Source organism: Alistipes sp. AF48-12 (genome assembly GCF_003477565.1).
GTDB lineage: Bacteria > Bacteroidota > Bacteroidia > Bacteroidales > Rikenellaceae > Alistipes_A > Alistipes_A hominis.
In genome coordinates, this window is the sequence record NZ_QUDJ01000028.1 from 1 (window position 1) to 25,418 (window position 25,418).

19 protein-coding genes, 2 pseudogenes and 1 riboswitch are annotated in these 25,418 nt (G+C 48.8%); of the genes and pseudogenes, 17 read left to right on the plus strand and 4 right to left on the minus strand.

What is annotated here, in order from left to right; translation table 11 throughout:
* Positions 1 to 183: 183 nt before the first annotated feature.
* The 3 genes from DW082_RS13200 (at position 184) to DW082_RS13210 (ending at position 3,433) form a co-directional block, all read left to right on the plus strand.
* Positions 184 to 1,059, plus strand: a complete 876-nt coding sequence (locus DW082_RS13200; RefSeq protein ID WP_118458980.1) for a hypothetical protein — start codon at positions 184 to 186, stop codon at positions 1,057 to 1,059.
* Positions 1,060 to 1,091: 32 nt separating this feature from the next.
* Complete coding sequence (locus DW082_RS13205; RefSeq protein WP_147387052.1) at positions 1,092 to 1,922, plus strand: hypothetical protein; 831 nt, start codon at positions 1,092 to 1,094, stop codon at positions 1,920 to 1,922.
* A 281-nt stretch (positions 1,923 to 2,203) separates the two neighbouring features.
* The gene (locus tag DW082_RS13210; RefSeq protein WP_118459017.1) at positions 2,204 to 3,433 is read left to right on the plus strand and encodes a site-specific integrase; all 1,230 of its coding nucleotides are present in this window, start codon (positions 2,204 to 2,206) and stop codon (positions 3,431 to 3,433) included.
* 35 nt (positions 3,434 to 3,468) lie between these two features.
* Here DW082_RS13210 and DW082_RS13215 read toward each other — a convergent pair whose 3' ends face one another.
* On the minus strand, positions 3,469 to 4,095 hold the full coding sequence (locus DW082_RS13215; protein ID WP_220452662.1) for a helix-turn-helix domain-containing protein: 627 nt from the start codon (positions 4,093 to 4,095) through the stop codon (positions 3,469 to 3,471).
* Between the two features lie 373 nt (positions 4,096 to 4,468).
* On the opposite strand from DW082_RS13215, the pseudogene DW082_RS13220 reads away from it, so the two are divergent.
* The 5 genes and pseudogenes from DW082_RS13220 to DW082_RS13240 all read left to right on the plus strand — a co-directional run bounded on the left by DW082_RS13220 (position 4,469) and on the right by DW082_RS13240 (position 11,682).
* A pseudogene (locus DW082_RS13220) lies at positions 4,469 to 5,568 on the plus strand (efflux RND transporter periplasmic adaptor subunit).
* An 18-nt stretch (positions 5,569 to 5,586) separates the two neighbouring features.
* A complete protein-coding gene (locus tag DW082_RS13225) occupies positions 5,587 to 8,721 on the plus strand; it encodes an efflux RND transporter permease subunit (protein WP_118458986.1) in 3,135 nt (1,044 codons plus the stop codon).
* A gap of 64 nt (positions 8,722 to 8,785) precedes the next feature.
* A complete protein-coding gene (locus DW082_RS13230; RefSeq protein WP_118458988.1) occupies positions 8,786 to 10,141 on the plus strand; it encodes an efflux transporter outer membrane subunit in 1,356 nt (451 codons plus the stop codon).
* Positions 10,142 to 10,152: 11 nt separating this feature from the next.
* Positions 10,153 to 10,665 (plus strand): GNAT family N-acetyltransferase, encoded by a 513-nt coding sequence (locus DW082_RS13235; protein ID WP_259335635.1) that lies wholly within the window; start codon positions 10,153 to 10,155, stop codon positions 10,663 to 10,665.
* Positions 10,666 to 11,193: 528 nt separating this feature from the next.
* Positions 11,194 to 11,682: a hypothetical protein gene (locus DW082_RS13240; protein ID WP_118458992.1), complete on the plus strand. Its 489-nt coding sequence runs from the start codon at positions 11,194 to 11,196 to the stop codon at positions 11,680 to 11,682.
* Between the two features lie 169 nt (positions 11,683 to 11,851).
* Here DW082_RS13240 and DW082_RS13245 read toward each other — a convergent pair whose 3' ends face one another.
* The 3 genes from DW082_RS13245 to DW082_RS15220 are packed head-to-tail and all read right to left on the minus strand — an operon-like array spanning position 11,852 to position 12,448.
* Entirely contained in the window at positions 11,852 to 12,157 is a 306-nt protein-coding gene (locus tag DW082_RS13245; protein WP_118458994.1) for a helix-turn-helix domain-containing protein, read from the minus strand.
* 3 nt (positions 12,158 to 12,160) lie between these two features.
* Complete coding sequence (locus tag DW082_RS13250) at positions 12,161 to 12,325, minus strand: helix-turn-helix domain-containing protein (protein ID WP_118458996.1); 165 nt, start codon at positions 12,323 to 12,325, stop codon at positions 12,161 to 12,163.
* Positions 12,326 to 12,448 carry a hypothetical protein gene (locus DW082_RS15220; RefSeq protein ID WP_259335637.1) on the minus strand — a complete coding sequence of 41 codons (123 nt, stop codon included), beginning with the start codon at positions 12,446 to 12,448 and terminating at the stop codon, positions 12,326 to 12,328. It lies immediately after the preceding gene.
* 923 nt (positions 12,449 to 13,371) lie between these two features.
* Positions 13,372 to 13,575: riboswitch (cobalamin riboswitch) on the plus strand.
* Positions 13,576 to 13,683: 108 nt separating this feature from the next.
* Here DW082_RS15220 and DW082_RS13265 point away from each other — a divergent pair.
* From DW082_RS13265 to DW082_RS13305, 9 genes and pseudogenes are all read left to right on the plus strand, one after another.
* Complete coding sequence (locus tag DW082_RS13265) at positions 13,684 to 15,699, plus strand: TonB-dependent receptor (protein WP_118459002.1); 2,016 nt, start codon at positions 13,684 to 13,686, stop codon at positions 15,697 to 15,699.
* Positions 15,696 to 16,877: pseudogene (locus DW082_RS13270) on the plus strand (YncE family protein). The gene DW082_RS13265 and the pseudogene DW082_RS13270 overlap by 4 nt, the downstream one beginning before the upstream one ends.
* 21 nt (positions 16,878 to 16,898) lie before the next feature.
* Positions 16,899 to 17,126 carry a hypothetical protein gene (locus DW082_RS13275; RefSeq protein ID WP_147387054.1) on the plus strand — a complete coding sequence of 76 codons (228 nt, stop codon included), beginning with the start codon at positions 16,899 to 16,901 and terminating at the stop codon, positions 17,124 to 17,126.
* Entirely contained in the window at positions 17,123 to 18,013 is an 891-nt protein-coding gene (locus DW082_RS13280; protein WP_118459006.1) for a hypothetical protein, read from the plus strand. Before DW082_RS13275 ends, DW082_RS13280 begins: the two co-directional genes overlap by 4 nt.
* A complete protein-coding gene (locus DW082_RS13285) occupies positions 17,992 to 19,047 on the plus strand; it encodes a hypothetical protein (RefSeq protein WP_118459008.1) in 1,056 nt (351 codons plus the stop codon). Before DW082_RS13280 ends, DW082_RS13285 begins: the two co-directional genes overlap by 22 nt.
* Before the next feature lie 24 nt (positions 19,048 to 19,071).
* A complete protein-coding gene (locus tag DW082_RS13290; RefSeq protein WP_118459010.1) occupies positions 19,072 to 21,234 on the plus strand; it encodes a hypothetical protein in 2,163 nt (720 codons plus the stop codon).
* A 12-nt stretch (positions 21,235 to 21,246) separates the two neighbouring features.
* Positions 21,247 to 22,989 (plus strand): PKD-like domain-containing protein, encoded by a 1,743-nt coding sequence (locus tag DW082_RS13295; RefSeq protein WP_118459012.1) that lies wholly within the window; start codon positions 21,247 to 21,249, stop codon positions 22,987 to 22,989.
* Between the two features lie 660 nt (positions 22,990 to 23,649).
* Complete coding sequence (locus tag DW082_RS13300; RefSeq protein WP_118459013.1) at positions 23,650 to 24,486, plus strand: hypothetical protein; 837 nt, start codon at positions 23,650 to 23,652, stop codon at positions 24,484 to 24,486.
* Between the two features lie 6 nt (positions 24,487 to 24,492).
* The gene (locus tag DW082_RS13305; RefSeq protein WP_118459015.1) at positions 24,493 to 25,284 is read left to right on the plus strand and encodes a hypothetical protein; all 792 of its coding nucleotides are present in this window, start codon (positions 24,493 to 24,495) and stop codon (positions 25,282 to 25,284) included.
* Positions 25,285 to 25,418 lie beyond the last annotated feature (134 nt).

Below are 25,418 nucleotides of genomic sequence, written 5' to 3' on the forward strand. Positions count from 1 at the left end.
GCAGGCATATTGCAAAAGACGGAGCCCCCGTTTTTTCATTTAATGAAATAGCTAAGATTTCAATTTCAAGCCATAAAAAACAAGACGGCATTGTTTTACGTTAAAGTTTTTTTATATTTGAAATTATTCGATCATAACGATTGCGATTTCGTATTTCATTAACTATTTCCTAAACTTATCGTTATGAAAAAACATTTACTCGTAAAGACGGCATTGTCCGGTTTGTTCGCTACTCTTTGCACTGTCGGCATCGTTTCATTTCCAGGGTGTCAAAAACAAGATTACGATTATTCTGAAAAAGACGATTTGGATCCCGCCTTATTGAATGCGCCGGAACTGGAAGAATACATCATTGCCAGCGCCGAATATAGATATACTATGGATCTCTTCCAGATAGAAATCAAGAAAGTGGATCTTCTAAATTTGAAATTTGTAAAAGGTGCAAACGGGGAGAAAATAGCTTATCTTCCCATTTCAGTCGACATAGAAGATAAAATCCGGAACTTAAAAGAAAAAGAAGATACCTTGTTCCGAAGATATCCGCAATTCACCGCATTAACTAAAAATACAAAAAAAGATTATGTTCGAAACTGTATCAAAAACTCATTGAATGTTAATAAAAAGTTACTGGAACTTGGCATAAATATCAATCAACCGATGACCAAAGGAGGAACAAGCGAGGCATTTGGCAACATGGAGGATCTTACGAATTATCTTACAGAGGAAATGTCAAGTAGCACTTATAGAGAAATCGTAATTATTGTATATAAAGACGGTCGTATTGTTACCTATCAAGACGATGCAAATACCTCTACTTATTATCAAGTGAAATTAAAAAAAGTTACAAATACAATTACAGGCAACAGTAAATATTATTACCCCGAGACCAGTCAAAACGATAGTGATGAAATTGCTTATATGGCACATACGCAAAAAAGTGGCTTCGATCCTACCGATTTAGATATGGAGCAAGCTGGTAAATGGGATGGATTGGACATGCGCATTTATCATGACGGAGCTTTTCGCCAATTTGACAAATATGGATTAGTTTATGATTAGTTTTCTGTTTATTGATTTATAAAATGGGGATCATGAAAAAAACCGCTTTCACCGTATCGCTATGTTTTATTGTATTGTTTGCTTCCGCTCAACATTTCAGAAAAATAATTGAGAACAAATACAGCATCAGAAGAACCCTGTTCAAAATCGACACGACCCGGCAGCACGATGCCTCTGTACTACACGCTACCTCTGTAGAAGGTGTGGATAATATTGAAAGTAAAAGCCCACTCGAAAAGGTTCTTTTCGGAAACACCAATGCTAAAGTCGAATTTGTCGTCGAACCTTCTTTCGAAGGCGCATACGGCATTCGCGTCATAAAAGATTCGTCCGAAACGTCATCCTCACTCGAGGTGAAACGTATTATAAACTGGAAAGAGGTTGAAAAGCAAATGCAGAAAGCATTCCCCGTAAAAGGGTATACAATCCAAGAACTGAACGCCAAGATTGCCGAAAGAGAAAAAATGTCGGAAGAAGAAAGGGAATTATCAATACTGAAAAGCAGAATCCGTAATGAAAAACGGGAAAAAGAGTCTTTGAAACGCTACCAGGTACATACTTTCATTATTCCGATTTCAGATTTATTTGCGGAAAAACTATACGCAAAGTTTGTTTCATTCATCGACGATTTCAAAGCGAAAGAATTGGAACCGAACTTGTTGATGGGAGACGGCGAGACGACGGTGTTCCGCTGTATCGTCGATCAGGAAATATGGACGCTATCGATCCCTTTCAAAACCGAAGAAAAAGCACGCGAACTGTCCGATCTGTGCAAACAAATCGTCGAAGACGCGGAAGCGGGCCGATTCGACGAGTCGAAGTATATCGGATCGTTGGAATACGGGCAAGAGGACTGCAACTAAGACAATATAAGGAGCTGCCAGGGTCTCCTTTAAAAAAATGGGGTGAATGTAAAATAGTGTAAATATCACTATTACTGCAATTTAACAATACCTACCCTAAGGTGGTAAAGCGTTAAAACCGCACGAAAAGGCATAGTTCGGAAGGAGTTGCGTTACCAAATCGTTACCGCAATCTCTTTCCGGATTTTGCTTTTAATGTATTGGTTTTCCGTTTCTTGCGCCTGATTTCATAACCTCGGATAACTCTAAGTCATGTATCATTGCAAAAAGTTTTTAGAGTTATGGCAAGAAGCACTTTCAAGGTCCTGTTCTATCTCAAACGACAGGCCGAGCAGAACGGCAGAACCCCCATCATGGGACGCATCACCATCAACGGGACTATCTCGCAGTTCAGTTGTAAACTATCTATCTCGCCCAAGCTGTGGGATACCAAAGCCAACAAAGCCACAGGTAAAAGCGTCGTGGCCCAGCGTATCAACGAGAAGCTGGAGAATATCAAAACTAATATCGGCAAGCAGTACCAGCGCATCTGCGACCGGGATTCGTATGTCACTGCCGAGAAAGTCAAGAACGCATGGCTGGGTTTCGGGGACGGCTATCAGCTCCTGCTGCAAACTTTCGATGAGTACCTGAACGAATTCGAGAAGAACCGGGTAGGCAAAGACCGCAAAGCCTCCACGCTGGAAAACTACCGCAAGCAGTACAGACGCCTTGCCGCGTTTCTGCAATACGAATATAAAGTGGAGGATATTCCCTTTAAAGAATTGAAGCGGGAGTTTATTGAAAAGTATGTGGTTTACCTATCGACAGTCCGGGGTATGTTGCCGGGGACATTGCCCAATGCGATCAAGAAACTGAAGTTGATGAGCTATACGGCCTTTAAGAACGGCTGGATCGCATCGGATCCTTTCGCAGGATTTAGAGTGGCGGGTAAGTATCGCGACCGCCGTTTTTTATCGGAATCGGAATTGCAGGCGGTCATGGACGTGCAAGTTCCCAATTATAAAACTGCCATTGTCCGGGATATCTTCGTGTTCTGTTGTTTTACGGGACTGTCTTATGCCGACGTAAAGAAACTTTCCTATGACGACATTCATACGGACGAGCGGGGCGATATGTGGATTATCGACAACCGGGCAAAGACGGGAACTCAGTTCCGGGTTAAACTCCTGCCTGTTGCCAGAAGCCTTGTTGAGAAGTACAGCCGCTTGCGGTTACCGGATCATAAGGTGTTTCCGGTCAAGGACTGTGCTTCGATGGATATGTCTCTGCGTCATGTTGCACGACACGCCGGACTGTCGTTCAATCCCACGATGCATGTCGCGAGGCACACTTTCGCCACCACGATTACTCTTTCTCAGGGCGTACCGCTGGAGACGGTCAGTAAGATGTTAGGCCACAAGCATATCACGACGACCCAGATTTATGCGAAAATCACCAACGACAAGATAGGCCGGGATATGGATATGCTGACCGAGAAGATTGCGGACAAGTTCAGGATGGATCGGTAAGCTGGACGGAGCAGAGCTTAATCCAAATAAGTTAATTATTTTTTCACACTGTCTCTGTATTCCAACGGAGACATTCCCGTCATTCTTCGGAAGAAACGGCACATATAGGGCGGGTCATCGAAATGCAGCTCCGCTGCGATATTTTTGACGGACAGGTCGGTATTCTGGAGAAGAATTTTTATGGAAACGATCACTAACCGGTCTATCATCTCTTTGGGAGAAATATTTTCAATCCGATAGAACAGTTTATACAGATAATCCGGGGTTATATTCAACTTATCGGCATAGAATTTCACGTCATGGTATTTCGTATGATACCTGCCCAGCAGCGTGTAGAAATCATTATACAGTTTCCAGCTTCTGTTCTTCGAGAAATTACCGACTTCCCCGATGCCCATACTTCTCATTTCGTTGTCTATGGCGACAAACAGGTTATAAAAGTTATTCCTCACGACATCTTTCGCTTGTTCTATAGTGAAATGGTTAATAACCCAGTCGGTCTGTATGAACCAATGCTTCAGCAGACGGTTCTGTTCGGGTGTCGTGGGAAGTACGGGATACCGGTAGAGCAAATCCCAGAAAGAGGATGCCACCTTGTAGAACATCTCGTCGGCAAGTTCTTCGGGAACGGAGATATAACAGGCGTGAAAATCCCTCGACATTTCAATGGGGATGAATGGCAAATCCCCCGTAAGGACGACTAAAGAGCCGGCAGATACTTTCATTTTGCGGAAGTCTATACTGACCACGCCATACCCTCTGTCACATCGGAGCAATGTACAACCGTTAATATCGACAATCTTGCCGACACCTTCTCTCAGATCCGTTTCACCCGACAGACCGTATCGGGTTATTTTCCATAATTTATATTTGGCTCTACTCATATCTGCCGCAAAATTAGCATTTCCCTCACAAAGAAACTTCTTACCGTCCGAAAAAGTACCCGACTTATCAGAATAAAGGCACATAGTGGCATCGCAAAACACGGTAATTTTGCAGCCATGATTCCGATTATAAATTAAAAAAATCAGATATATGCGACTCAGAACAATCATTTCATCGGCTTGTCTGGCACTCCTGACGGCGTGCGGAAACGAGCGTCCCGCTCCGGAGGAAAGGCGGGCTTATCACGTATTCAAGGTTACGGCCACATCGGTCGATATAACAGAGTCCTATTCGGCCACGATAGAGGGCTGCCAGGATGTGGAGATCTATCCGCAGGTGTCGGGAACAATATCGGAATTAAAAGTGAAGGAGGGTGAAAAAGTGAAGAAGGGCCAGTCGCTCTTCGTGATCGACCAGGTGCCTTATCAGGCAGCATTGAGGACTGCAATCGCCAATGTCCATGCAGCCGAGGCACAGGTCGAGACCGCCCGGCTCGACTATGACAGCAAGCGGATACTGTTCAATGAGAAAGTCATCTCCGAGTATGACCTTTCGACAGCAAAGAACGCTCTCTCCATAGCCAAGCAAATTTAGAACAAGCCAGAGCGCAGGAAACCGACGCGAGAAACAACCTGTCCTATACCGAGGTTCATTCCCCCGCCGACGGTGTTGTAGGAACACTCCCTTTCCGAGCCGGAGCGTTGGTCAGCCCGTCCATTTCCAAGCCGCTGACAACGGTGTCGGACACCAGACAGATGTACGTCTATTTTTCCATGAGCGAAAACCAGCTTCGCAACCTGTTCCGTCAATACGGATCGCCCGATGAAACAATCCGCAAAATGCCCGAAATAGAGTTGCAGCTCAATGACGGGTCCATCTACGAAAGCAAAGGTCGGATCGAGACCATCAGCGGGGTCATCAACCCCCAGACGGGGACGGCATCTGTCCGCTGCGTGTTCCCTAACGAGAAACGCTTGCTGTTCAGCGGCGGCGTGGGAAACGTGGTCCTGCCCCACAAAGAGCAGAACGTGTTTGTCATTCCACAGGGAACGACCTACGAGATTCAGGACAAGATATATGTGTACAAGGTCGTCGACGGTGTGGCGAAGTCCGCCGAAATCAAGGTGGACAAACTTAACGACGGCAAAACATACATAGTCCGCAGCGGTTTGCAAGAAGGCGATATTCTGATTAGCGAGGGTGTGACCATGCTGAAAGAGGGTACTCCCATATCCATAAAGAACAATTAAAGCGTAAAGGAACAAGTTATGAATTTGAAATATTTTATAGACCGGCCCATTCTCTCTGCCGTAATATCCGTGGGAATGGTACTGATGGGGGCGCTGGCGTTGTTCGCGCTGCCTGTCGAACAATATCCGGACATCGCGCCTCCGACCGTGGCTGTCTACACCACCTATCCCGGCGCCAATGCGGAAACCGTGCAGAAAACGGTTGTCGTACCCTTGGAGGAAGCCATCAATGGTGTAGAAGGGATGACCTATATCACATCGACCGCATCCAACAGCGGCGATGCCGAACTTCTTGTCTATTTCAAGCAGGGGACCAATCCCGACATGGCGGCTGTCAATGTGCAGAACCGCGTGGCTACTGCCCAAGGTCTGCTGCCTTCCGAGGTGGTGCAGGTGGGCGTAACTACCGAGAAACAGCAGAACGCCGAGCTGAAAACCTTCGGCATCTACGACCCCGAAGGCCGCTACGACAACAAGTTTCTCGACAATTACATGAAGATCAATGTAGAACCTCGCATCAAGCGTATCAGCGGGGTGGGCAAATTCATGTTGTTCGGGGCAAATTATAGTATGCGTATATGGTTGAAACCCGATAAGATGGCACAGAACAAACTGGTACCGTCGGATATATCCGCAGTCCTTGCCACGCAGAACATCGAGGCTGCAACCGGTTCTTTCGGAGAAAACAACGACAACGTATTCCAATACACGATGAAATACAGGGGCAGGCTCTCCACCCCCGAAGAATTTGAAAACCTTGTTGTCCGTTCACTGCCCGGCGGCGACGTGCTCCGCCTGAAAGAGGTCGCAGATGTAGAATTGGGCAGCGAGGCGTATAATTTCCGTTCGACCATCAACGGCAAGCCTTGCGCCCTTGCCATGGCCTACCAGACGGCAGGCTCCAACGCTTCGGCGGTAATCAATGAGATAGATGCGGTGCTTGAAGAAATGGGCAAAGACTTGCCGGAAGGGCTTGAATTTGTGTCATTGAGCGACACCAACCGTTTTCTCTACGCCTCTATCAAGGAAGTAGTCAGTTCGTTACTGCTGGCAGTCCTGCTGGTTGTGCTTGTCGTTTATCTGTTTTTGCAGGATATACGCTCAACATTGATCCCTGCCATATCTATATTCGTTTCGATTATTGCGACATTCGCATTTATGGCGGTAGCGGGATTTTCCATCAACCTGCTTACACTCTTCGCGCTGGTGCTTGCCATCGGTACGGTAGTGGACAATGCCATTATCGTGGTGGAAGCAGTGCAAAGCCGTTTCGATGCAGGATATCGGTCGGCTTATCAAGCGACTACCGATGCAATGGGCGGCATATCGTCGGCCATCATCGTTTCGACCATGATCTTCATGGCGGTATTCATCCCCACCTCGTTCATGGGAGGAACCTCGGGTACATTCTACACACAGTTCGGTATTACCATGGCCGTCGCGGTCGGCTTGTCGGCCATCAACGCCCTCACCCTGTCGCCGGCTCTGTGCGCGCTGATGCTGAAACCGTATGTGGACGAGAACGGTGAAGTCAGGGATAATTTCGCAGCCCGTTTCCGCAAGGCATATAACATTGCTTTTAACGCTCTGCTTCATCACTACAAAAACGGCGTTCTCTTTTTCGTCCGTCGCAGGTGGGCCATGTGGGGTACGCTCGCGGCAGGTCTGGCGGCGTTGGTATTCCTGATGAAGGCCACACCCACGGGACTTGTCCCGGACGAGGATGTCGCCTCTTTGATGATCAGTCTCGACACCAAGCCGGGAAGTTCGTTGCAAGAGACGAACCGTATCATGCAGACAATCGATAAGAAGCTGGCGGAATTTCCGGAAATCGAGTATTCGAGCGGGGTATCGGGATATTCATTCAACGGCGCCGGTCCGTCGATGGGTATGTATTTCATCAAACTGACCGACTGGGACGAGCGTAAGGGAGAAGGACAATCGGCGACGGAGCTGTCGGAAAGGCTTTACGGTGTTGCCGCCGAAGTGCCGGATGCCAACATGTTCGTGATGACGCCTCCGATGATTCCGGGGTATGGTATGGGCGGCGGTTTCGAACTCTATTTGCAGGACAAGGCCGGCGGCGACCTGTCCGAATTCAAGAATGTATGCGACCGGTTCGTGGAGGCTTTGAACGAGCGTCCCGAAATAGAAGCGGCCTATTCGTCGTTTGCCGACAACTACCCGCAATACTGGGTGGACATCGACGCCGCACAGTGCGAGCGTGCGGGAGTCACAACTGCAGAGGTTCTGGACGCACTGTCGGGCTATTACGGCGGCTCTTACGCCTCCAATTTCAACCGTTTCTCCAAACTATACCGCGTGATGGTTCAGGCGGACCCCACGAAACGTGTCACACAGGAGTCGCTTAACCATTTTTACGTGCGTGTGGGTGACGGTATGGCACCGCTGTCGCAGTTCGTGAAACTGACCAAGACCTACGGGCCACAGTCTCTTTCCCGTTTCAATCTATACAATTCCATAGCAATCAACGGTAACGCCGCTTCGGGTTACAGTTCCGGCGATGCGCTTAAAGCCATCAGGCAGACCGCCGATGAAGTGTTGCCCCAGAATTACGGCTACGAACTCGGAGGCATTTCACGCGAACAGGCGACAACGGGCAATAACGTTCTGATAATTTTTGCCGTCTGCATCGTGCTCGTCTATCTTATCCTGAGCGGCATGTACGAGAGCCTGATACTTCCGCTTACGGTCATTCTTTCCGTGCCGTGCGGTCTGATGGGGAGTTTCTTGTTTGCCAAACTGTTCGGACTAGAGAACAATATCTATCTGCAGACGGGACTTATCATGCTCATCGGTCTGCTGGCAAAGACAGCCATCCTCATTACGGATTACGCGGGCGAGCGCCGGCGCAGCGGAATGTCTTTGAAACAGGCTGCCGTGGGAGCGGCGAAAAGCCGTCTGCGGCCTATCCTGATGACGGCACTCACAATGATATTCGGTATGCTCCCGCTGATGTTCGCTTCGGGCGTGGGAGCCAACGGCAATTCCACGCTCGGTACCGGTGCCGTGGGCGGCATGCTGGTCGGAACCATGGTGTTGCTGTTCATCGTTCCCGCCCTATGGATGTTTTTCCAGTCCATTGAGGAACGTATCAAACCGATTGCCGTTAACAGGCAGACCCGGCCATAACGGGGGAAATGGAAAAAGTAGCGTTGATGAAGCATCTGAAAGAAAAGAATCAAAAGGAGGAAGAATGAAACGGATAATCATAAGTACATTGATATTGGCCGTACTGTCGGGTTGCAGCGTTTACAGAAAATACCCGCGGACGGCAGAGGTGGACAGAAACCTGTACGGCAAGGAGTATAGTTCCGAAGACTCGACATCCATCGCGACGCTCTCGTGGAAAGAGTTGTTTACGGATACCTGCCTGCAACGGCTGATCGACACGGCCTTGGTCCGCAATACTGATCTGGGTACAGCCCGCCTGCGTGTCGAACAGGCCGAAGCCGCGTTGCTGACCGCCCGTCTGTCTTATCTGCCGTCCGTGAACGTGGGGGTAGAAGGCGGACTGACCGGTTGGGACGGCTCAACGGCCAAAACCTATAATATAAACGGGGCTGCAAGTTGGGAAATAGATATATTCGGCAAGATTACGGCTGCAAAACGTGAAGCCCATGCTTCATTGGAGAAGTCGTATGCCTACCGGCAGGCAGTGCAGACCCAGCTCGTGGCGTCGGTCGCTTCGACCTACTACACGTTGTTGATGCTGGACGAGCAGATAATAATTACGGAACAGACCTTGCAGAGCTGGGAGCGGACGGTTTCCACGCTGCGTTCGCTGATGCGGGCGGGAAAAGCCAATGACGCGGCGGTGTTGCAGGCCGAGGCGAACAGGGCGACGCTCGAAGCCTCCCTGCTGTCCATGCGCAAAAGCCTGAAAGAGACCGAAAATGCAATGTGCCTGTTGTTGGCGCAGATACCCGGAAGCGTAGAACGGGGAAAACTTGCCGGACAGACCTTTCCCGATTCGGTGTCTATAGGAATCCCTGTTCAGCTATTGGCGAACCGCCCCGATGTACGGGAGGCTGAAATGTCGTTGGCAAAGGCTTTTTATGCCACGAACGTGGCAAGAGCGGCTTTCTATCCTTCCGTCAACCTGTCGGGAAGTGCGGGATGGACGAACAACGGCGGCGGAGTCGTGCTCAATCCCGGACAATGGCTGCTCAATGCCATCGGCTCACTGACGCAACCGCTGTTCAATCGCGGAACGAACATCGCCAACCTGAAAATAGCCAAGGCAGAGCAGGAAATAGCGGCATTGGCTTTTCAGCAGAAACTGCTTGCGGCGGGCAGCGAGGTGAATAACGCACTGGTAGCTTTGCAAACAGCACGTGAAAGACTGGCGATAAATTCCCAAAGTGTCGTTTCTTTACAGGAGGCAGTTCGGAAGACGGAACTGTTGATGCGCCATTCCTCCGTGAACTATCTGGAGGTGCTGACCGCGCAACAGTCTCTGCTGGATGTCCAGAAATCATTGGCACAGGACAAATTCGACGAGATACAGGGCATCATAAGCCTGTATCACGCATTGGGTGGAGGACAATAAATTTAGGAATCATGAGTATAACATTCGATAAACTCGGTGAAAGGGATTACAAAGGATTTTGCGATGACGTGAAAGAGATTTTCTCCATTGCCGCAGTCGAGGCATTCGGGCCGCCGAAAGACGGCAGGGAAATCATACCAACCGATGAAGTCTGCCGTATTTTGCAAAACATTATGTGTGAGGCATATGCAGTATATGCTAACAGTGTAAAAGTCGGCGGCGTGGCGATAAAGGCAGATGCCTTGACAGGACATAGCTCTTTGGAGTTATTTTATGTATATCCCGAGTATCACAGTAAGGGCTTGGGCTTCCAGATATGGCAGGGAATCGAACGACTATACCCTGCTACAAAAGTCTGGCGTTTGGTCACTCCTTATTTCGAGAAACGGAACATTCACTTCTACGTCAACAAATGCGGATTCAAGATAGTGGAATTTTTCAACAAGGCTCATTGCGATCCCAATTACCCGCTTACGGGAAAAAACAGCCACGATGAATATTTCATATTTGAAAAGGTGATATAATCAAAAAATTTATGTTGAAATATTACAAGATTCGACAGAGCATATTTACCTTTGCATCGTAACCAGTTGAATAAGAACAGATGATAAATTTCCGGAACATTCCATTACCTGAGCACCGGGGCGGTATTATTAAAATACCCCGGCCAGGGCGGTATGTTCGTATGCGTAGTTTCTGATAAAAATCATTCACGGCTATCATAGGAGATACTGCTTCGCAAGCAGTATCTCTTTTTTATTGGCTAATGTCTATTATTCACTTATGAAAAAATGAAACCGATTATTGAATGTACGATTCCCTTGTACCGCACGATTGGAACAATCGACCAGAAAATGAATTTAATAACCCATGAAGCGGTCCGACGGCGATCGCTCCGCAAACGACAAAAGCGATATGAATAGGATATTTTTTACGCCGACCTGCATTTCGGCCACCAGAACATACTCCGGTACCAAACGGACAGGCCTTTTGCCGACCGGGACAATACGACGGCACACGACGCATGGCTGCTCGACCTTTGGCGGTCGACCGTGGACAAGAAGGATATGGTCTACATCCTCGGCGATCTTACATTCTTCAAAAGCGAAGACGCCCGGCATCTGCTGGAGAAACTGCCCGGACGCAAATATCTCATAACCGGTAACCACGACGGTTCGGTCAAAGCCTACTCGAACTATTTCCAGACCACAGCACAAATACTCGACCTGACGGTTCGTCCGAGCATGTGCTCCCGGCTGACGGACAACATGGTGTTGAACCTGTGCCACTATCCGCTGCTGACCTGGAACCGCAAGCCCCACGGCTCGGTCATGCTGCACGGGCATTGCCACGGCAAGCTGGACGAATATAACCGCCAGTCGCCCGATCTGAGGTTCGACGTGGGCATAGACGGCGAGCTGTCCCGCCGCTGCGGAGGATTTATCAGTGTCGAGGCCGTGTATGATGTAGCGATGGAGAAGACAAAAGGAGAATCTTTTACCCAATATGCCCGGCAGAATTATCTACCCGAATACAGATAGAAAAGGGTTAGTTCGTTTAAAGCGATCCCCGGCCTATGATACGACGGCCGGGGACATGCTCATGTTTTCAGTTGTTATATCAGGTTGTCTTGGGCCTTCGGTTTGAACTATTCGAAAATTTCGAATAGTTCAAACCGAATCACTATTTAATGGGGGTAATCTATCCACATTAGAACGGATCTTCGGTCGGGCGCAGGTTCTTGAGGAGGGTTTCCCGGATGCCAGATTCGGGATAGATGATGTTGCGGCCGCCGATAACGGTGAAAGGGATCTGCCGACTGTCCCGTAGGTTCTGCAGCGTGCGGGTCGAGATATGTAGGTAGGCACATACTTCCTCTCCCGTAAGGTACCGTTCTTTCATAACCGAGGGGCGGTAGTTGTCGATGGCTTTCCGCAAAGCCTTTTCCGTTTCACTGATCTGCGAAAAGGCTTTCTTCACCTCTTCGCTTTCGCTGTTCAAAAAATCCCAAGACATGACCTACTTACTTTTAATGGTTTTACTTCTCAGGTATTCTGCCACGTCATTCTCCCGGTAGAAGAACTTGCCTCCTATCGAAGTATAAGGCAGTAGTTTCTTGTCCCGGTAGGTTTGAAGGGTACGTTTGGAGACGTTCAGCAACAGGCACACGTCCTGGCTGTCCAATCATCCCTCCGATACCTGCGGATCGAATTTCTGCCGGACCTCTCCGGCGAGGGTCGATAACTCTTCCAGTCGGGCGAGGAGCCTCATCCATGTCCGCTCCCCGACGCAAACGATTTTATCCATACTTTTTCGATTTTAAATTTACATGGTAACCGGTTCCCATTGGAGTTATCTGCCTGCGGAAGCCGGTTACGGTTGATTGTTCGTGTTGTCTTTTCTTTTTACGGTTCCGTGCGATAAGAAAGGCTCATCGGTCGCGGATACGGTGCGCTCGGTTTTTCATCGGTTCTTTACATTTTATAAAAGCGGCCGGATGATGATTTTGCCCGCAATATATAACCGTTTCAGACTGGTTGTAGCGTTTCCCCGCCCGGTGTCGTGAATAGTCTTGGATAATCCGGAAGAGTCCGGAACGGATTAACATACATGTCATTGGCAGACTGAAATATATGACCACATGAATGCTGTTTGAGTTTTTTGCAACTCCACGCTTCTCTGTTTGAGGTTTTGCCTGTTCTGAAAAATGCGACACCGGAGCAAAAGGAGTTTCGGTTTAATCCGTTAAACCGAAATGTTTTGGTTAAACCAAAACCTAACTTGCTCACGCTCGACGCGTGCCGGGAAATTCGGTCCATAAAAGAGATTCAGCCTTTCTGGATTGGGTTACAGAATGGACAATTGGCCGATAAGGCTTCAGGCGACCAAGCTTGATAACCGGCGAAATAGCCCGGTTTGGGCGGTTCGCGGTCGGGCGTATCAAGAAGAATACTGTCGTACAGTTTGGTGCTTTGTAAGGCTGCAATCGTAGTCAATACTACGGTTGTAGCCTTACAAAATGATAAAATGATATTTGTGTCCGGTTACAATAATCCTTTGCTACAGTTTTATAGAGTTAGCATGTGATAATTCGATAAAGTCAAAGATAGTTTTTTACTTTACTAATAGTAGAATGGTAGTTTGCAGAGAGGTAACAGGCTGGCATATGCCTTTTGTTTAATTTCATGCAAGTTTACCAAAGTGTAACAATATTAATTAAAAATATTTTCCGTAATTTTGTGCCGCAAGGTTTTCCGGAAGTTATCTGCTTCCGGGAATAAAAGGGAATGCAGTGAGAATCTGCGACAATACCCGTTGCTGTGAGTTTCAGTCCTTATAGGGCAACTCCGCGCACTCTTTGCCACTGGTTTTAAACTGGGAAGGCGCAGCGGAGGAAATGAGTCAGAAGACCTGCCTTGCGATAACGAGGATTTACCCCTGCGGGATCACGGGTGGTATGTAATTGGCTCTCCCAAACATCGTATTTCGTTTGTTTTTGTCGGTCAACTGCAGAGGTAAATCGTGCAAACGAATGAACTTGCATGCAATTTACTGAAAATAAGTATTTTACAACTTCGGTTGCCGCCCAGCCGAAAGACACGACGTTTCTTCAGGAATCGGACAGTGTACTCCGTAAATACGAGATTGGGGAAGTGACGGTTTACGGCCGCCGGACCTTGCCGAAGATCATTCCCGCACAGGAATTGTCGGGAACAGAACTCGAGCGCCTGAACGTGGTTTCCGTGGCCGATGCCATTCGTTATTTTTCCGGCGTCCAGATCAAGGACTACGGCGGAATCGGGGGATTGAAGACGGTCAATATCCGGAGCATGGGAACCCAGCACGTCGGGGTGTTCTACGACGGCATCCAGTTGGGCAACGCCCAGAACGGGCAGATCGACCTGGGGCGCTTCTCGCTGGACAATATGGAGGCCGTTTCGCTGTACAACGGGCAGAAAAGCGCCATCTTCCAGTCGGCTAAGGATTATGCCTCCGCGGGATCGGTTTACATGACTACCCGGACACCACGTTTCGATTCTGTCAAAAATTACAACCTGAGTTTTTCTGTCAAAGGAGGGTCGTTCGGTACGGTCAACCCGTCCGTGTTGTGGGAACATAGGATCAGCGACAAACTGAGCAGCTCGTTCAATGCGGAATATATGTATACGACCGGACGGTATAAGTTCAGCTATGCGAAGAAGGACGGATACGATACGACCGAAGTGCGGCGTAACGGCGATGTCAGCGCTCTTAGGGTGGAGGGCGGACTGTTCGGAAAGATCAGGGACGGAGAGTGGAAGGCCAAAGTCTATTTCTACGACTCGGAACGCGGCTATCCGGGCGCTTCGGTGCGGGAGGAGCCGGGAAAGTTCAAGCACGAAGACCGCCAGTGGGACCGTAACCTGTTCGTGCAGTCTTCGTTCCGCAAACAGTTCGGTTCGCTTTATACACTCGTGCTGAACGGCAAGTACGCTTACGATTACCTGCATTACCTGTCCGATCCACGGCTCGACGTGACGACCATGTATGTCGATAACCATTACCGGCAGCAGGAGGTCTATTTCTCGGCCGTAAACGGCTTCTCTTTTTTCGACTGGTGGAAAGTCAACCTTTCCGCTGATTTCCAGTGGAACACGCTCGATGCCGACTTGGTGGACTTTGCCTGTCCGCAGCGGTACTCCGTCCTGACGGCATTGGCCACGTCCGTTCAGTTCGAAAAATTCAGTATGCAGGCCAGCCTGCTTCATACTTATATCTACGACAAAACCAAAGCCCTCGGCGAGGAAGCTCCGGAAAAGAGCCAGTTCACACCGACGGTCGTTATGTCTTATCGCCCGTGGAGCGCGGAAAATCTGCAACTCAGGGCATTTTACAAACGGATATTCCGTATGCCTACGTTCAACGATCTTTATTATACGTTCATCGGTAACAAACAGTTGAAGCCCGAGTTTACGACCCAGTACGACGTGGGGATCGTTTACAACAAATCGTTCGGTGGTCACGGGTTGACTTATCTGGACGTATCGGTGGACGGTTATTTCAATCAGGTGGACGACAAGATCATCGCCATGCCCACATCCAATCAGTTCCAGTGGACGATGGTCAACCTCGGGTACGTGGAGATACGCGGCATCGACGCGTCGGTACAATCCGGTTTCCAATTCGGGAAGGTTGCCCTCAATGCCCGCCTGAACTACACTTACCAGAAAGCGCAGGATTTCACCGATCCCGAAAGCCAATGGTACGGCGGGCAGATTCCCTATATCCCCTGGCACAGCGGATCGGCCATACTGGGCGGCAGCTATAAAAGCTGGGACTGGAATTACAGCTTTATCTATACCGGCGAACGGTACGAAGCGGTGGCCAATATTCCGGAAAACTATTCGCAACCGTGGTATACCCACGACATGTCGCTGTCCAAGAGTTTTCAGTGGAACCGCGTCGGTATGCGGGTCACGGCCGAAGTCAACAATATTTTCAACCAACAGTATGAAGTCGTCCAGTGCTATCCGATGCCCGGGACGAACTTCAAAATCAAAATTAACCTGACATTATGAGTTTCATACGACGATTTGCGGTTTTATTGTCGCTCTTTCTCTGCCTCGGTTCGTGCCGAAAAGACGAGCCGGTCCTCCCTTCCACGAATACGAATACGGGAGGTGGATCGACCGGGACCGGCGGAACGGGTCAGGAAGGTCCGATCAAAGGCTTTTTCCTGCTCAACGAAGGCAATATGGGGAGCAATAAAGCCTCGTTGGATTATTATGACGCCGAAACCGGCGTGTATTCCAAGAATATTTATCCGGAACGCAATCCCGGCGTGGTTAAAGAGTTGGGCGACGTGGGCAACGACATTCAGATATACGGCAATAAGCTCTATGCGGTTATCAACTGTTCCCACTTCGTCGAAGTGATGGATGTCCGTACCGCCAGGCATATCGGAGTGGTCTCGATCCCGAACTGCCGTTACCTCGCTTTTAAAGGCCCGTATGCTATGTCAGTTCTTACGCGGGCCCGGTACAGATCGACCCCAACGCCCGGTTGGGGTATGTGGCCAAAGTGGATACGGCCTCGCTGACCGTGCTCGAAACTTGTGTGGTCGGCTACCAGCCCGAAGAAATGGTCATCGTCGGCGACAAACTCTATGTCGCCAACTCCGGAGGTTACCGGGTCCCCAACTACGACAATACGGTTTCGGTGATTGACCTGAACACGTTTCAGGAAATAAAAAAAAATCGAAGTGGCGATCAACCTGCACCGCATGGAACTGGACCACTATGGAAATATATGGGTCTCGTCCCGCGGCGATTACTACGGGACACGCTCCATGACCTTCGTGATCGATTCGAAAACGGACAAAGTGACCGACAAACTGGAACTGCTGCCCAACAGCAATATGACGTTGTGCGGGGATTCGCTCTATGTATACAGTACGGAATGGAGCTATATCACCAATAAAAATACGATCTCGTACGCCATTGTCAATACCAAAACGAAAAAGGTGGTTACCCGCAATTTCATTACGGACGGGACGGACAAACAGATCAAGATCCCTTACGGCATCGCTGTCAATCCCGATACGCGGGAGATCTTCGTGACCGATGCCAAGGACTATATCACCCCGGGGACACTGTATTGTTTCACCCCGGACGGAAAAAAGAAATGGTCGGTGACTACCGGCGACATTCCGGCCCACATCGTATTTACGGACAAACCGCTGCAACCTCTGCAATAATCTTTAAACTAACTTTATATTATGATGAAACATTTAACTAAACTTTCATGGGTACTCCTATTGTCGGGGTGTCTGCTGTTGTCTTCCTGTGACAAGAGCGAAGACGATCCGTTCACGGGAGGGGACAACTACATCACATCGTTCGTTCTGAAAAACGGAGATCAGACGATAACGGCCGCTATCGACGAAGACAAGATCGTGGTGACGGCCCCGGCGACATTCTCCCTGGCTTCGGCGACCGCGAGGTGACCCTGAGCGAGAACACTTCAATTAAGCCCGACCCTGCGACCATCACCGACTGGAGCAGCGAGTACGTTTTCGTAGTAACCGCTTTCAACGGCGCCACGAAATCGTACACGTATACGATCTCCGATGCGGACAATTCCGTTCCCGGCTCCGTAGTATTGCGGACACAGGCCGAAGTCGATGCATTCGGACAGAGCGGAACGACGACGGTCGAAGGCAACCTGATCATAGGTATGGCCGCCGGACGCGATTCGATCACATCGATCGCCGCGCTGGACAAAATCAAAGAGGTCGGCTACGGGGTCATCATCAAATCGACTTACGCCAACGCAACGCTCGACGGCCTGAGTTCTCTGACGAAAGTCGGCGGAGCCTTGCAGATCGAAACCTCCCGCCTTCTCGACGCCCGTTTCCCGGCACTGGCGGAAGCGATGGGTATCGAGGTAACCTCCACGACCCTCGAAAAGCTTTCCTGTCCCGTACTTACCGGCGTTTCCGGCGGGATGACCTTCTCGACCACGAATCTTTCGGAAGTGGACATGCCCGTACTGGCGACGGTAAACGGAAACGTCTCTTTTACCGTGCCTAAACAGAATGATCCTTCGGCCCTGGCCCGTATCGCTTTCCCCGCATTGAAACAGATAGACGGGACATTCGCCTATTCGGGAATTCCGGACATCGAATCCATCGACCTGCCGGAACTGGTTACCTGCGGAACGGTTAATCTGGGCAATCCCGGCACATCGAAATTGCTGACATCGGTATCGATGCCGAAACTGGAGGAGTGCAAAGGAGAATTACGCTACCACAACCTCTCGGAATTACAACGCGTAGAACTGCCTCGCTCAAACATGCGGGCAGCCTGGTCGTGTATTATTGCAACAACGTAGGAAGTTTCGATGTTCCCAAGCTGGAGACGGTGGACGGCGACCTCGACCTGGGGCCTTTGGGCAGCCTGTCCCCGGAAGGGCTCGCAGACTTCAGGGCGTTGGCTTCTGTCGGCGGTACTTTCCGCATCGCTTACAGCAAGGCAACATCCGTATCGGATTTGAAGTTGCCGCCGGCGCTGAAAAGTTGCAAGACATTGAGTTTATTCGACTGTGCTACACTGAGAAATATCGACGTTACCGGAATCGAGATCGGGGAGTTGAATCTCGAACGGGCGACCTTAGTGGATTTGACGATCAAAGGGAACAGCGTTTTCAGCGGCGTGATCCGGCTGAAAGCAGAGACCAGCTCGAATCTCGACAATCCGTATAGTGCGGTCTACAACTTCCCGAAATTCGACGGTATTCAGGAGATCGGCGGGCTGAATGTGGCCGATGCTCAGATGCTGAAAAACCTGCAAATCGCCGGTATTTCGAAAATCAACGGCGACATCAAAATCAACGACAACTATGCCATCAATACGCTTACCGTCCGGGATCTGACCGAGGTTACCGGCGACATCTTTACCGCCTCGCTCGCCGGTATCTCTTCGACCGCAGAGTTTGCCTCTATAGAGCGTGTAGGCGGCTATCTTCGTATAGGTGGCCTTTACCCGTTCGCCTGCGAAACGTTGTCATTCCCCGATCTGACCGAGGCCGGCGGCGTCGAGATCGTATTGGACAATATGCCCAGCCGGACGAAAAACCTTAAAATGGACAACCTTACGGGCATAACAGACTCGTTAAAAATCACTACCCAGAATCCCAATGTGTCATTCAATGACGGGGTTACGAACCTTGATGGGTTCAGCGGTCTCACCAATGTTCGCGTGGTGTCGATCAGCGGGACATATGCCTTGACCTCTTACGAAGGACTGAAGAATTGTCTGCCGTCGCTGACAAGCGACGACCAGTGGGACGTAAGCCCTAATTACAATATGTTCGCCCCTACACTGGAACAGATGAAAGCGGGAGAGTGGAATCAACCGGGTATTTAACGAACGTTCATAAAAAGCTAATCCATGAAAAAACTATATAGTATTTTGATTGCGGCCTGCTGTGCCGCACTGCTGACCGGATGCGAAAAAGACGACGAGTCGGCATTCATCGGACAGGACAATTACATTACCTCGTTTAAGCTCGCTTGGGGCGAGAACGGGTTTTCAGCACTCATTTCGGGCGATAGCCTCATCGTCCATACGGTCGAAGGACGAGAGCTGAACGGGGCGACGGCGACAGTGTCGATCAGTGAGAATGCCAAAATTTATCCCGATCCGGCGGCCGTCAGCGATTGGGACAACGCCCATTCTTTTGTCGTGACTTCCTTTAACGGGAGGCAGCGGATTTATCAGTATGCGGTAAAAAGGGAAAAAGCGGAAGCCGTCAAGAAAGGAAATTTTACGCTGACCACCCAGACGGAAGTCGATGACTTCGGTACTTTGGGTATTGAAGTTCTGGAAGGCAACCTGACCATCGGTGTCGCACGCACGAGTATGGAGGTTGTCGAAGAGGAAGATCCGATCAAAACCCTGCTGCCTTTGGAAACATTGCAGGAAGTCAAGGGCACTATTACTTTCTATACGTTCGGATCGAGCGATCTGACCGGTTTCGACAACTTGCGCCAGGTCGGTTCTATCTCCGTCCCGCTGAATTATACGGGTCTGAAATCTTTTATCCTTCCCGAGCTACAGACCGTGTTGGGCAGCATCTCCATTCCGGGGGTGACCAATGCCATGTCGTTGAGAACGGTCTATATGCCTAAACTGACCTCTGTCGAAGGGGATATGGTTTTCGAAGGGATGCAGAATATCAGCTCTTTCCTCGTACCTGAATTGCGGACCGTGTTGGGCAATATATCGTTGGGCGGCAATGGCGGTACGAATAACCTCGACGTGCTGTCGTTCCCGAAACTCGAAGAGATCGGCGGCCGCCTGTCTTTGTATCAGTTTACCGGAAAAAATATCGACTGCCCGGAATTGGTCCGTTGCGGAGGATTCGTTTGGGATCAGACCGGCGCAACCATCGAAACGCTTACCTTTCCAAAACTCGAAGAATTGTCGGGGTCCAGTACATTGGGGAGCAATTTCATGCAATTGAAAAAGATCTCGTTCCCTGTGTTGAGCTATATCGAGGCTATCGAACTGCGTTCGATGAACAGCTTGAAAGAGATCGACATGCCTAAACTGAAACAGGTCAATAATCTGTCGCTCGGTTATATGCCTGCATTGGAGAATCTGAATTGTTTGGGAACGCTCGAAGCGGTCAATGGAATTTTGCGTCTGGAGTACCTAACCGGACTGGCGGAACCTTTCACCATCCCGTCCACGCTGACCACGCTCAACGGACTTGCCATCAGCAATATGCCCGGAGTGACCGAATTGGATCTGCGAGGCACGGGCATCAAAGATATCGAGATCAACAACAGCACCTCTTCCGACCGGTTCAAACTCTCTGCCGACGATGTGGTGGAAGGTTCTCTGACACTTAACGGATTGTTCGAGCTGACAGGCATGAAAGAAGTGAAAGGCGACGTGACGATCAGCATGCCCAACACGACCGAGACTGTCGATCTGCTTTCCAATACGGAAGCGGTTAGGGGTAACTTCACGTTGACCTACAATGCGACGACGGGAGGCATCAATTTACCGGTACTGGCATCCGTCGGCGGCGCATGTACGCTCAAGGTCAAGGCTCCGGTCGCTGCACCGAAACTGAAAACCGTAGGCAAGGGGCTGACTTACGACAAGGGTGGGGTCGATAACGGTACCGTGGCCGAATTTTTCCTGCCGGAGTTGGAAAGTGTCGGAGGAGACTTTTTCATCTATACGGGACATGTTACGTCTTGTCCGCCCAATCCGTCGTCTCCGGTAGCTCAAGGCACGCCGTTCGAAATCAAAATGCCGTCGCTTGAGACTGTCGGCGGAATTCTTAAAATCCACACCAACGAGTTGGCGTTTACCTCTACGCGAGGCAGCAACCGCCTGGCCGATCTGGACGGCTTCGCGTCGCTGACCAGCGTCAAAGGTGTGGATATTTACCGACAGGCCGCTTTGCGCTCTTTCGAAGGATTGCGCAATGCGATCCATTCTTTTACGGCCGATGACTGGCAAGTACAGCAGACCGGCTATATGCCTTCTTATGACGATCTGGCCGAAGGAGGCAAATACATCGACCCGACACTTTAATAAGTTAAGCGTATGAACAACAGATTTTATTATCTGATCGTATTGGTAGGCTGCATGATATTGAATTTCTCTTGCAGCAAAGAGGAGGAGGGGACACCCCTTCCTCCCACCATTACGTTGGAACAGGAATCCCCTATATACCAGGTCAAGGTGGGCGGTACGCTGACCATCTCCCCGATTGTAGAAAATGCAGGAAACGATGCAATCTTTCTTTGGAAGATCGACGGCAAGATCGTCGGCCGGGAAAGAACCTTTACTTATCAGGCCGGGAGCGAACCGGCCATGATGTATATCAAATTCGAGGTTACGACCGACTACGGAACGGCCGAGCAGGAGTTTTCGCTCGAAGTCGTACCTTACCTGAAGCCGCAGATAGCACTGGGTGTTCCCGAAGAGGGATATACCGTCATTGTCGAAGGTGAACTGACATTCACACCGGAAGTAACCAATGGCGAGAATGCACGATTCGTTTGGAGCGTCGACGGTAATGCGGTTGCGGAAACGAAAGACTATACCTTTTCATCCAAAACAGCGGGCAACTACACGCTGGCTCTGACGGCGACCAACGAAGACGGTAGCGATAAGGTGGAATTTAAAGTGAAGGTGTGCTCGCCCGAAGAGATGCCGTTCACGGCGCTGTTCGAGCAAACGACCTACAACATGTCGCTGGGGCGGACGATCTTTATCCGCCCGTATCGAATTGAAAACGCTTTCGATGCGACCTATACGTGGAGCGTGGACGGGAACGAGGTGGCTGATCTGCCCGCATTCTCCAATCCCCGGGTAGCGTCTCCCGAATGTGCGGCCTGCACTTTCGCTTATACGCCCGATTCGGAAGGGACGCATACGGTCGTCCTGACGATGAAGAACCGTTATGGGACCGTTCCCATGACCTTTACTGTCAATGTTGCTCCGCCGGAGGGGGAATCGCCGCGCGGTTATACGGGAAGCGTCGATTGTAATAAGGTTTATGAATTTACGGCAGCTCCGGGGCAGTTCGTGAACGAACATTATGACGCCTACACACCGGAAGAGGCTGCTGCTTATGCGGACGCACGGATAACAAACAGGGGTTATGTATCATTGGGAAGCTGGGGCGGATATGTCGTTGTCGGATTCGACCACAGCATCAAAAACGACGGGGACTACAACCTGCAAATTCTGGGCAATGCGTTTCAGGGTTCGTCGGAACCGGGCATCGTCTGGGTCATGCAGGACGAAAACCGGAACGGACTTCCAGACGATACCTGGTACGAGCTCAAAGGGAGCGATTACAGTAGCAGTACGCAGGATTATGCCGTGACTTACTACAAACCGTCCGGAACGAACCGCCCCGTGGCATGGACGGATAATGTAGGAGGGAGCGGCCAGGTCGACTATCTGGGTTTCCATACGCAGGATTACTATTATCCCAACTGGATTAAAACGGAATCTTATACGTTGGTAGGCAGCCGGCTTCAGTCCCGCACCTCCGGCGGCGGGAATGCTTGGGTAAACGGGGAATATGGATGGGGTTATGCCGACAATTTCAGTCCTGTTGACCGCCTGACGGACGATGAAAACCCCAATGCCGACGTTATGGGTAACCATATGCGCATCAGCGATGCCGTTCGTCATGACGGGAAACCTGCCAATTTGAAATACATCGACTTCGTTAAGATTCACACCGGGGTCAACGTAAAGGCCGGATGGTTGGGCGAAAACTCGACGGAGGTGTTCGGCGTGCAGGATTACAATATGATAAAAAATCAATAATAAACACATAGCGGGTTAACATATCCTACAGGGAACCATTACAAATATCTTCTATAGAAAATGTTGTCCCGCTATGTTTTTAATTCCGGAAATCCCGAAACAAAATGACGATGAGATGCGGGAACGTCTTATCGTTTTTCCCGGAATGTCCAGAGAGGCAAGATTTATACTTGCCTCTCTATTTTTAACTTTTCGGGGTTCTTAATCGGAATCAATATGATTATTCGAATATTGGCGGGAATGGAGAAGTAATGTACCGTAGGATCGAAAACAGAAAAACAAATAAAAACCTCTCGACATTTACGTTTGATGAGATATTTTATTATTTTAGCCTCAGTTATTTGAAGTCGTGAACCCAAACGCAAAAGACGGAAAATAGAACAGTTGCCTTTTCATTACCTCGTCCTCCAATAAAAAATGTAACAGCCCGATTTATCGAACTGTTACATTAATTTAAAGGAAATCCGGGACGGATCGCAGGCATATTGCAAAAGACGGAGCCCCCGTTTTTTCATTTAATGAAATAGCTAAGATTTCAATTTCAAGCCATAAAAAACAAGACGGCATTGTTTTACGTTAAAGTTTCCTTATATTTGAAATTATTCGATCATAACGATTGCGATTTCGTATTTCATTAACTATTTCCTAAAACTTATCGTTATGAAAAAACATTTACTCGTAAAGACAATGTTGTCCAGATCATTTGTCATCTTTTGTGCAGCCTGCATGGTTTTATCTCAAAGTTGTCAGAAACAAGATTATATCGAAGAGGAAGATTATTTGGATCCTGTCTTATTGAATTCGACGGAATTAGCTGAATTTGTTATTGCCGGTGTGGAATATCAACACACGATGAATACTTTGCAAGCAACAATTAGTAAAGTCAATTTTTCGGAAATGAAATTTATTGAAAAATCCAACGGCATCAAAGTAATGCAACTACCATTCATTCTTAATTTCAAGAATAAAAGCCAATTATTGAACAATAAAAAACAATCGTTACTGGCAAAATACCCTCAATTTGCATCTCTAACAAAAAAAGAAAAATATGAATATTTTCAAAACTGTTTCAAAAATTCAACATACGTAAATCGAAAACTTCTTGAATTGGGAATCAATATCAGTCAACCAACGACAAAAGGAAGTTGGACAGAAAGTTTTAATGATTCAGACGGATATATGTCTTATCTTGCAGATTGGATGGAAAATCCCGATTACAATGAGGCAATAATAATCGTATTTAAAGATGGTTCGGCAACCATAGTTCATGACGATTCTTTCACACCCACTCAATCCGTTATTCCTAGCCTGGGTTATACAGATGATTATTCCGCATACTATTACGACAACAAAGAAATTGATTTCGTCGCACATACCCACCAAAACAGCAGTACGCCTAGTAAAGATGATTTTAAAAATCCCAACAACGATTTACAAGGTCTGAAGCAGGCTATTTATTATAACGGTACATTTGGCGACTTTTTTTACTGTAAATAAAATTCCATGTTGAAAAAATTTTTGACAGCCATTGTCTTTCCCTGCCTGGGCTTGTCCGGATTGTTTGCCCAACAGCTTAAACAAACCAAGCCCGTAGAAGCTGTCGTTTTCACCAAAACGATCGAACAAAACTTCATCCGGACGGACGACAAAACAAAAAAAGAGTATAATCTCGCCGGCAAGCAATACCTCGAAAAATTATTTTTCGGCGACCTCAACGCCCAAGTGGAATACCTAATGATCCCGCCTTTCGCAGGAGCTTATGGTTTACGCATCGTGAAAACCGGGCAGAATGCTTCGTATAAAATTGAAATAAAATACATTGCAAATTACAAAGAAGCAGAATCCCAGATCGACGAAAAATTCCCTCTCGGATCGATGAGCATCGAAAAAGCACTGGGCATGTCCGAAGAAGAAAAGCACAGAATGGCGGAGGCAACACGTATAAAACTAATCGAACGGGAAAAAGAGAGCCTCAAACTCTACAAGGTCAAAACGCTTACCGTTCCGGTTTCCGCCGCTTTTGCAGAAACATTACATGCAAGGATCACATCGGCCATACAGGTTTTGGACATGGAAAAGAAAGTTCCGGGCATGATTTTCGATCCCGATAAAATCATTTTCCGATGTATCGTCGGAGACGAATTGTGGACACTAGCCTACCGTAACCCTCAGGGGGAAATCGGAGAACTGTCCGACCTGTGCAAACGAATCGTCGAAGACGCGGAAGCGGGCCGATTCGACGAATCGAAGTATATCGGACGGCTGGAAGACTACGGGCAGGAGGACTGCAACTAAGACAATCTAAGAAGCTGCCAGGATCGCAGGCATATTGCAAAAGACGGAGCCCCCGTTTTTTCATTTAATGAAATAGCTAAGATTTCAATTTCAAGCCATAAAAAACAAGACGGCATTGTTTTACGTTAAAGTTT

Coding starts and splice junctions, on each gene's coding strand:
- DW082_RS15220 (WP_259335637.1), bottom strand. CDS start 12,448: ATGGATAAAATCGTTTGCGTCGGGGAGCGGACATGGATGAGGCTCCTC.
- DW082_RS13235 (WP_259335635.1), top strand. CDS start 10,153: ATGAGTATAACATTCGATAAACTCGGTGAAAGGGATTACAAAGGATTT.
- DW082_RS13245 (WP_118458994.1), bottom strand. CDS start 12,157: ATGTCTTGGGATTTTTTGAACAGCGAAAGCGAAGAGGTGAAGAAAGCC.
- DW082_RS13225 (WP_118458986.1), top strand. CDS start 5,587: ATGAATTTGAAATATTTTATAGACCGGCCCATTCTCTCTGCCGTAATA.
- DW082_RS13210 (WP_118459017.1), top strand. CDS start 2,204: ATGGCAAGAAGCACTTTCAAGGTCCTGTTCTATCTCAAACGACAGGCC.
- DW082_RS13305 (WP_118459015.1), top strand. CDS start 24,493: ATGTTGAAAAAATTTTTGACAGCCATTGTCTTTCCCTGCCTGGGCTTG.
- DW082_RS13295 (WP_118459012.1), top strand. CDS start 21,247: ATGAACAACAGATTTTATTATCTGATCGTATTGGTAGGCTGCATGATA.
- DW082_RS13205 (WP_147387052.1), top strand. CDS start 1,092: ATGAAAAAAACCGCTTTCACCGTATCGCTATGTTTTATTGTATTGTTT.
- DW082_RS13275 (WP_147387054.1), top strand. CDS start 16,899: ATGATGAAACATTTAACTAAACTTTCATGGGTACTCCTATTGTCGGGG.
- DW082_RS13200 (WP_118458980.1), top strand. CDS start 184: ATGAAAAAACATTTACTCGTAAAGACGGCATTGTCCGGTTTGTTCGCT.
- DW082_RS13300 (WP_118459013.1), top strand. CDS start 23,650: ATGAAAAAACATTTACTCGTAAAGACAATGTTGTCCAGATCATTTGTC.
- DW082_RS13290 (WP_118459010.1), top strand. CDS start 19,072: ATGAAAAAACTATATAGTATTTTGATTGCGGCCTGCTGTGCCGCACTG.
- DW082_RS13230 (WP_118458988.1), top strand. CDS start 8,786: ATGAAACGGATAATCATAAGTACATTGATATTGGCCGTACTGTCGGGT.
- DW082_RS13215 (WP_220452662.1), bottom strand. CDS start 4,095: ATGTCGAGGGATTTTCACGCCTGTTATATCTCCGTTCCCGAAGAACTT.
- DW082_RS13265 (WP_118459002.1), top strand. CDS start 13,684: ATGCAATTTACTGAAAATAAGTATTTTACAACTTCGGTTGCCGCCCAG.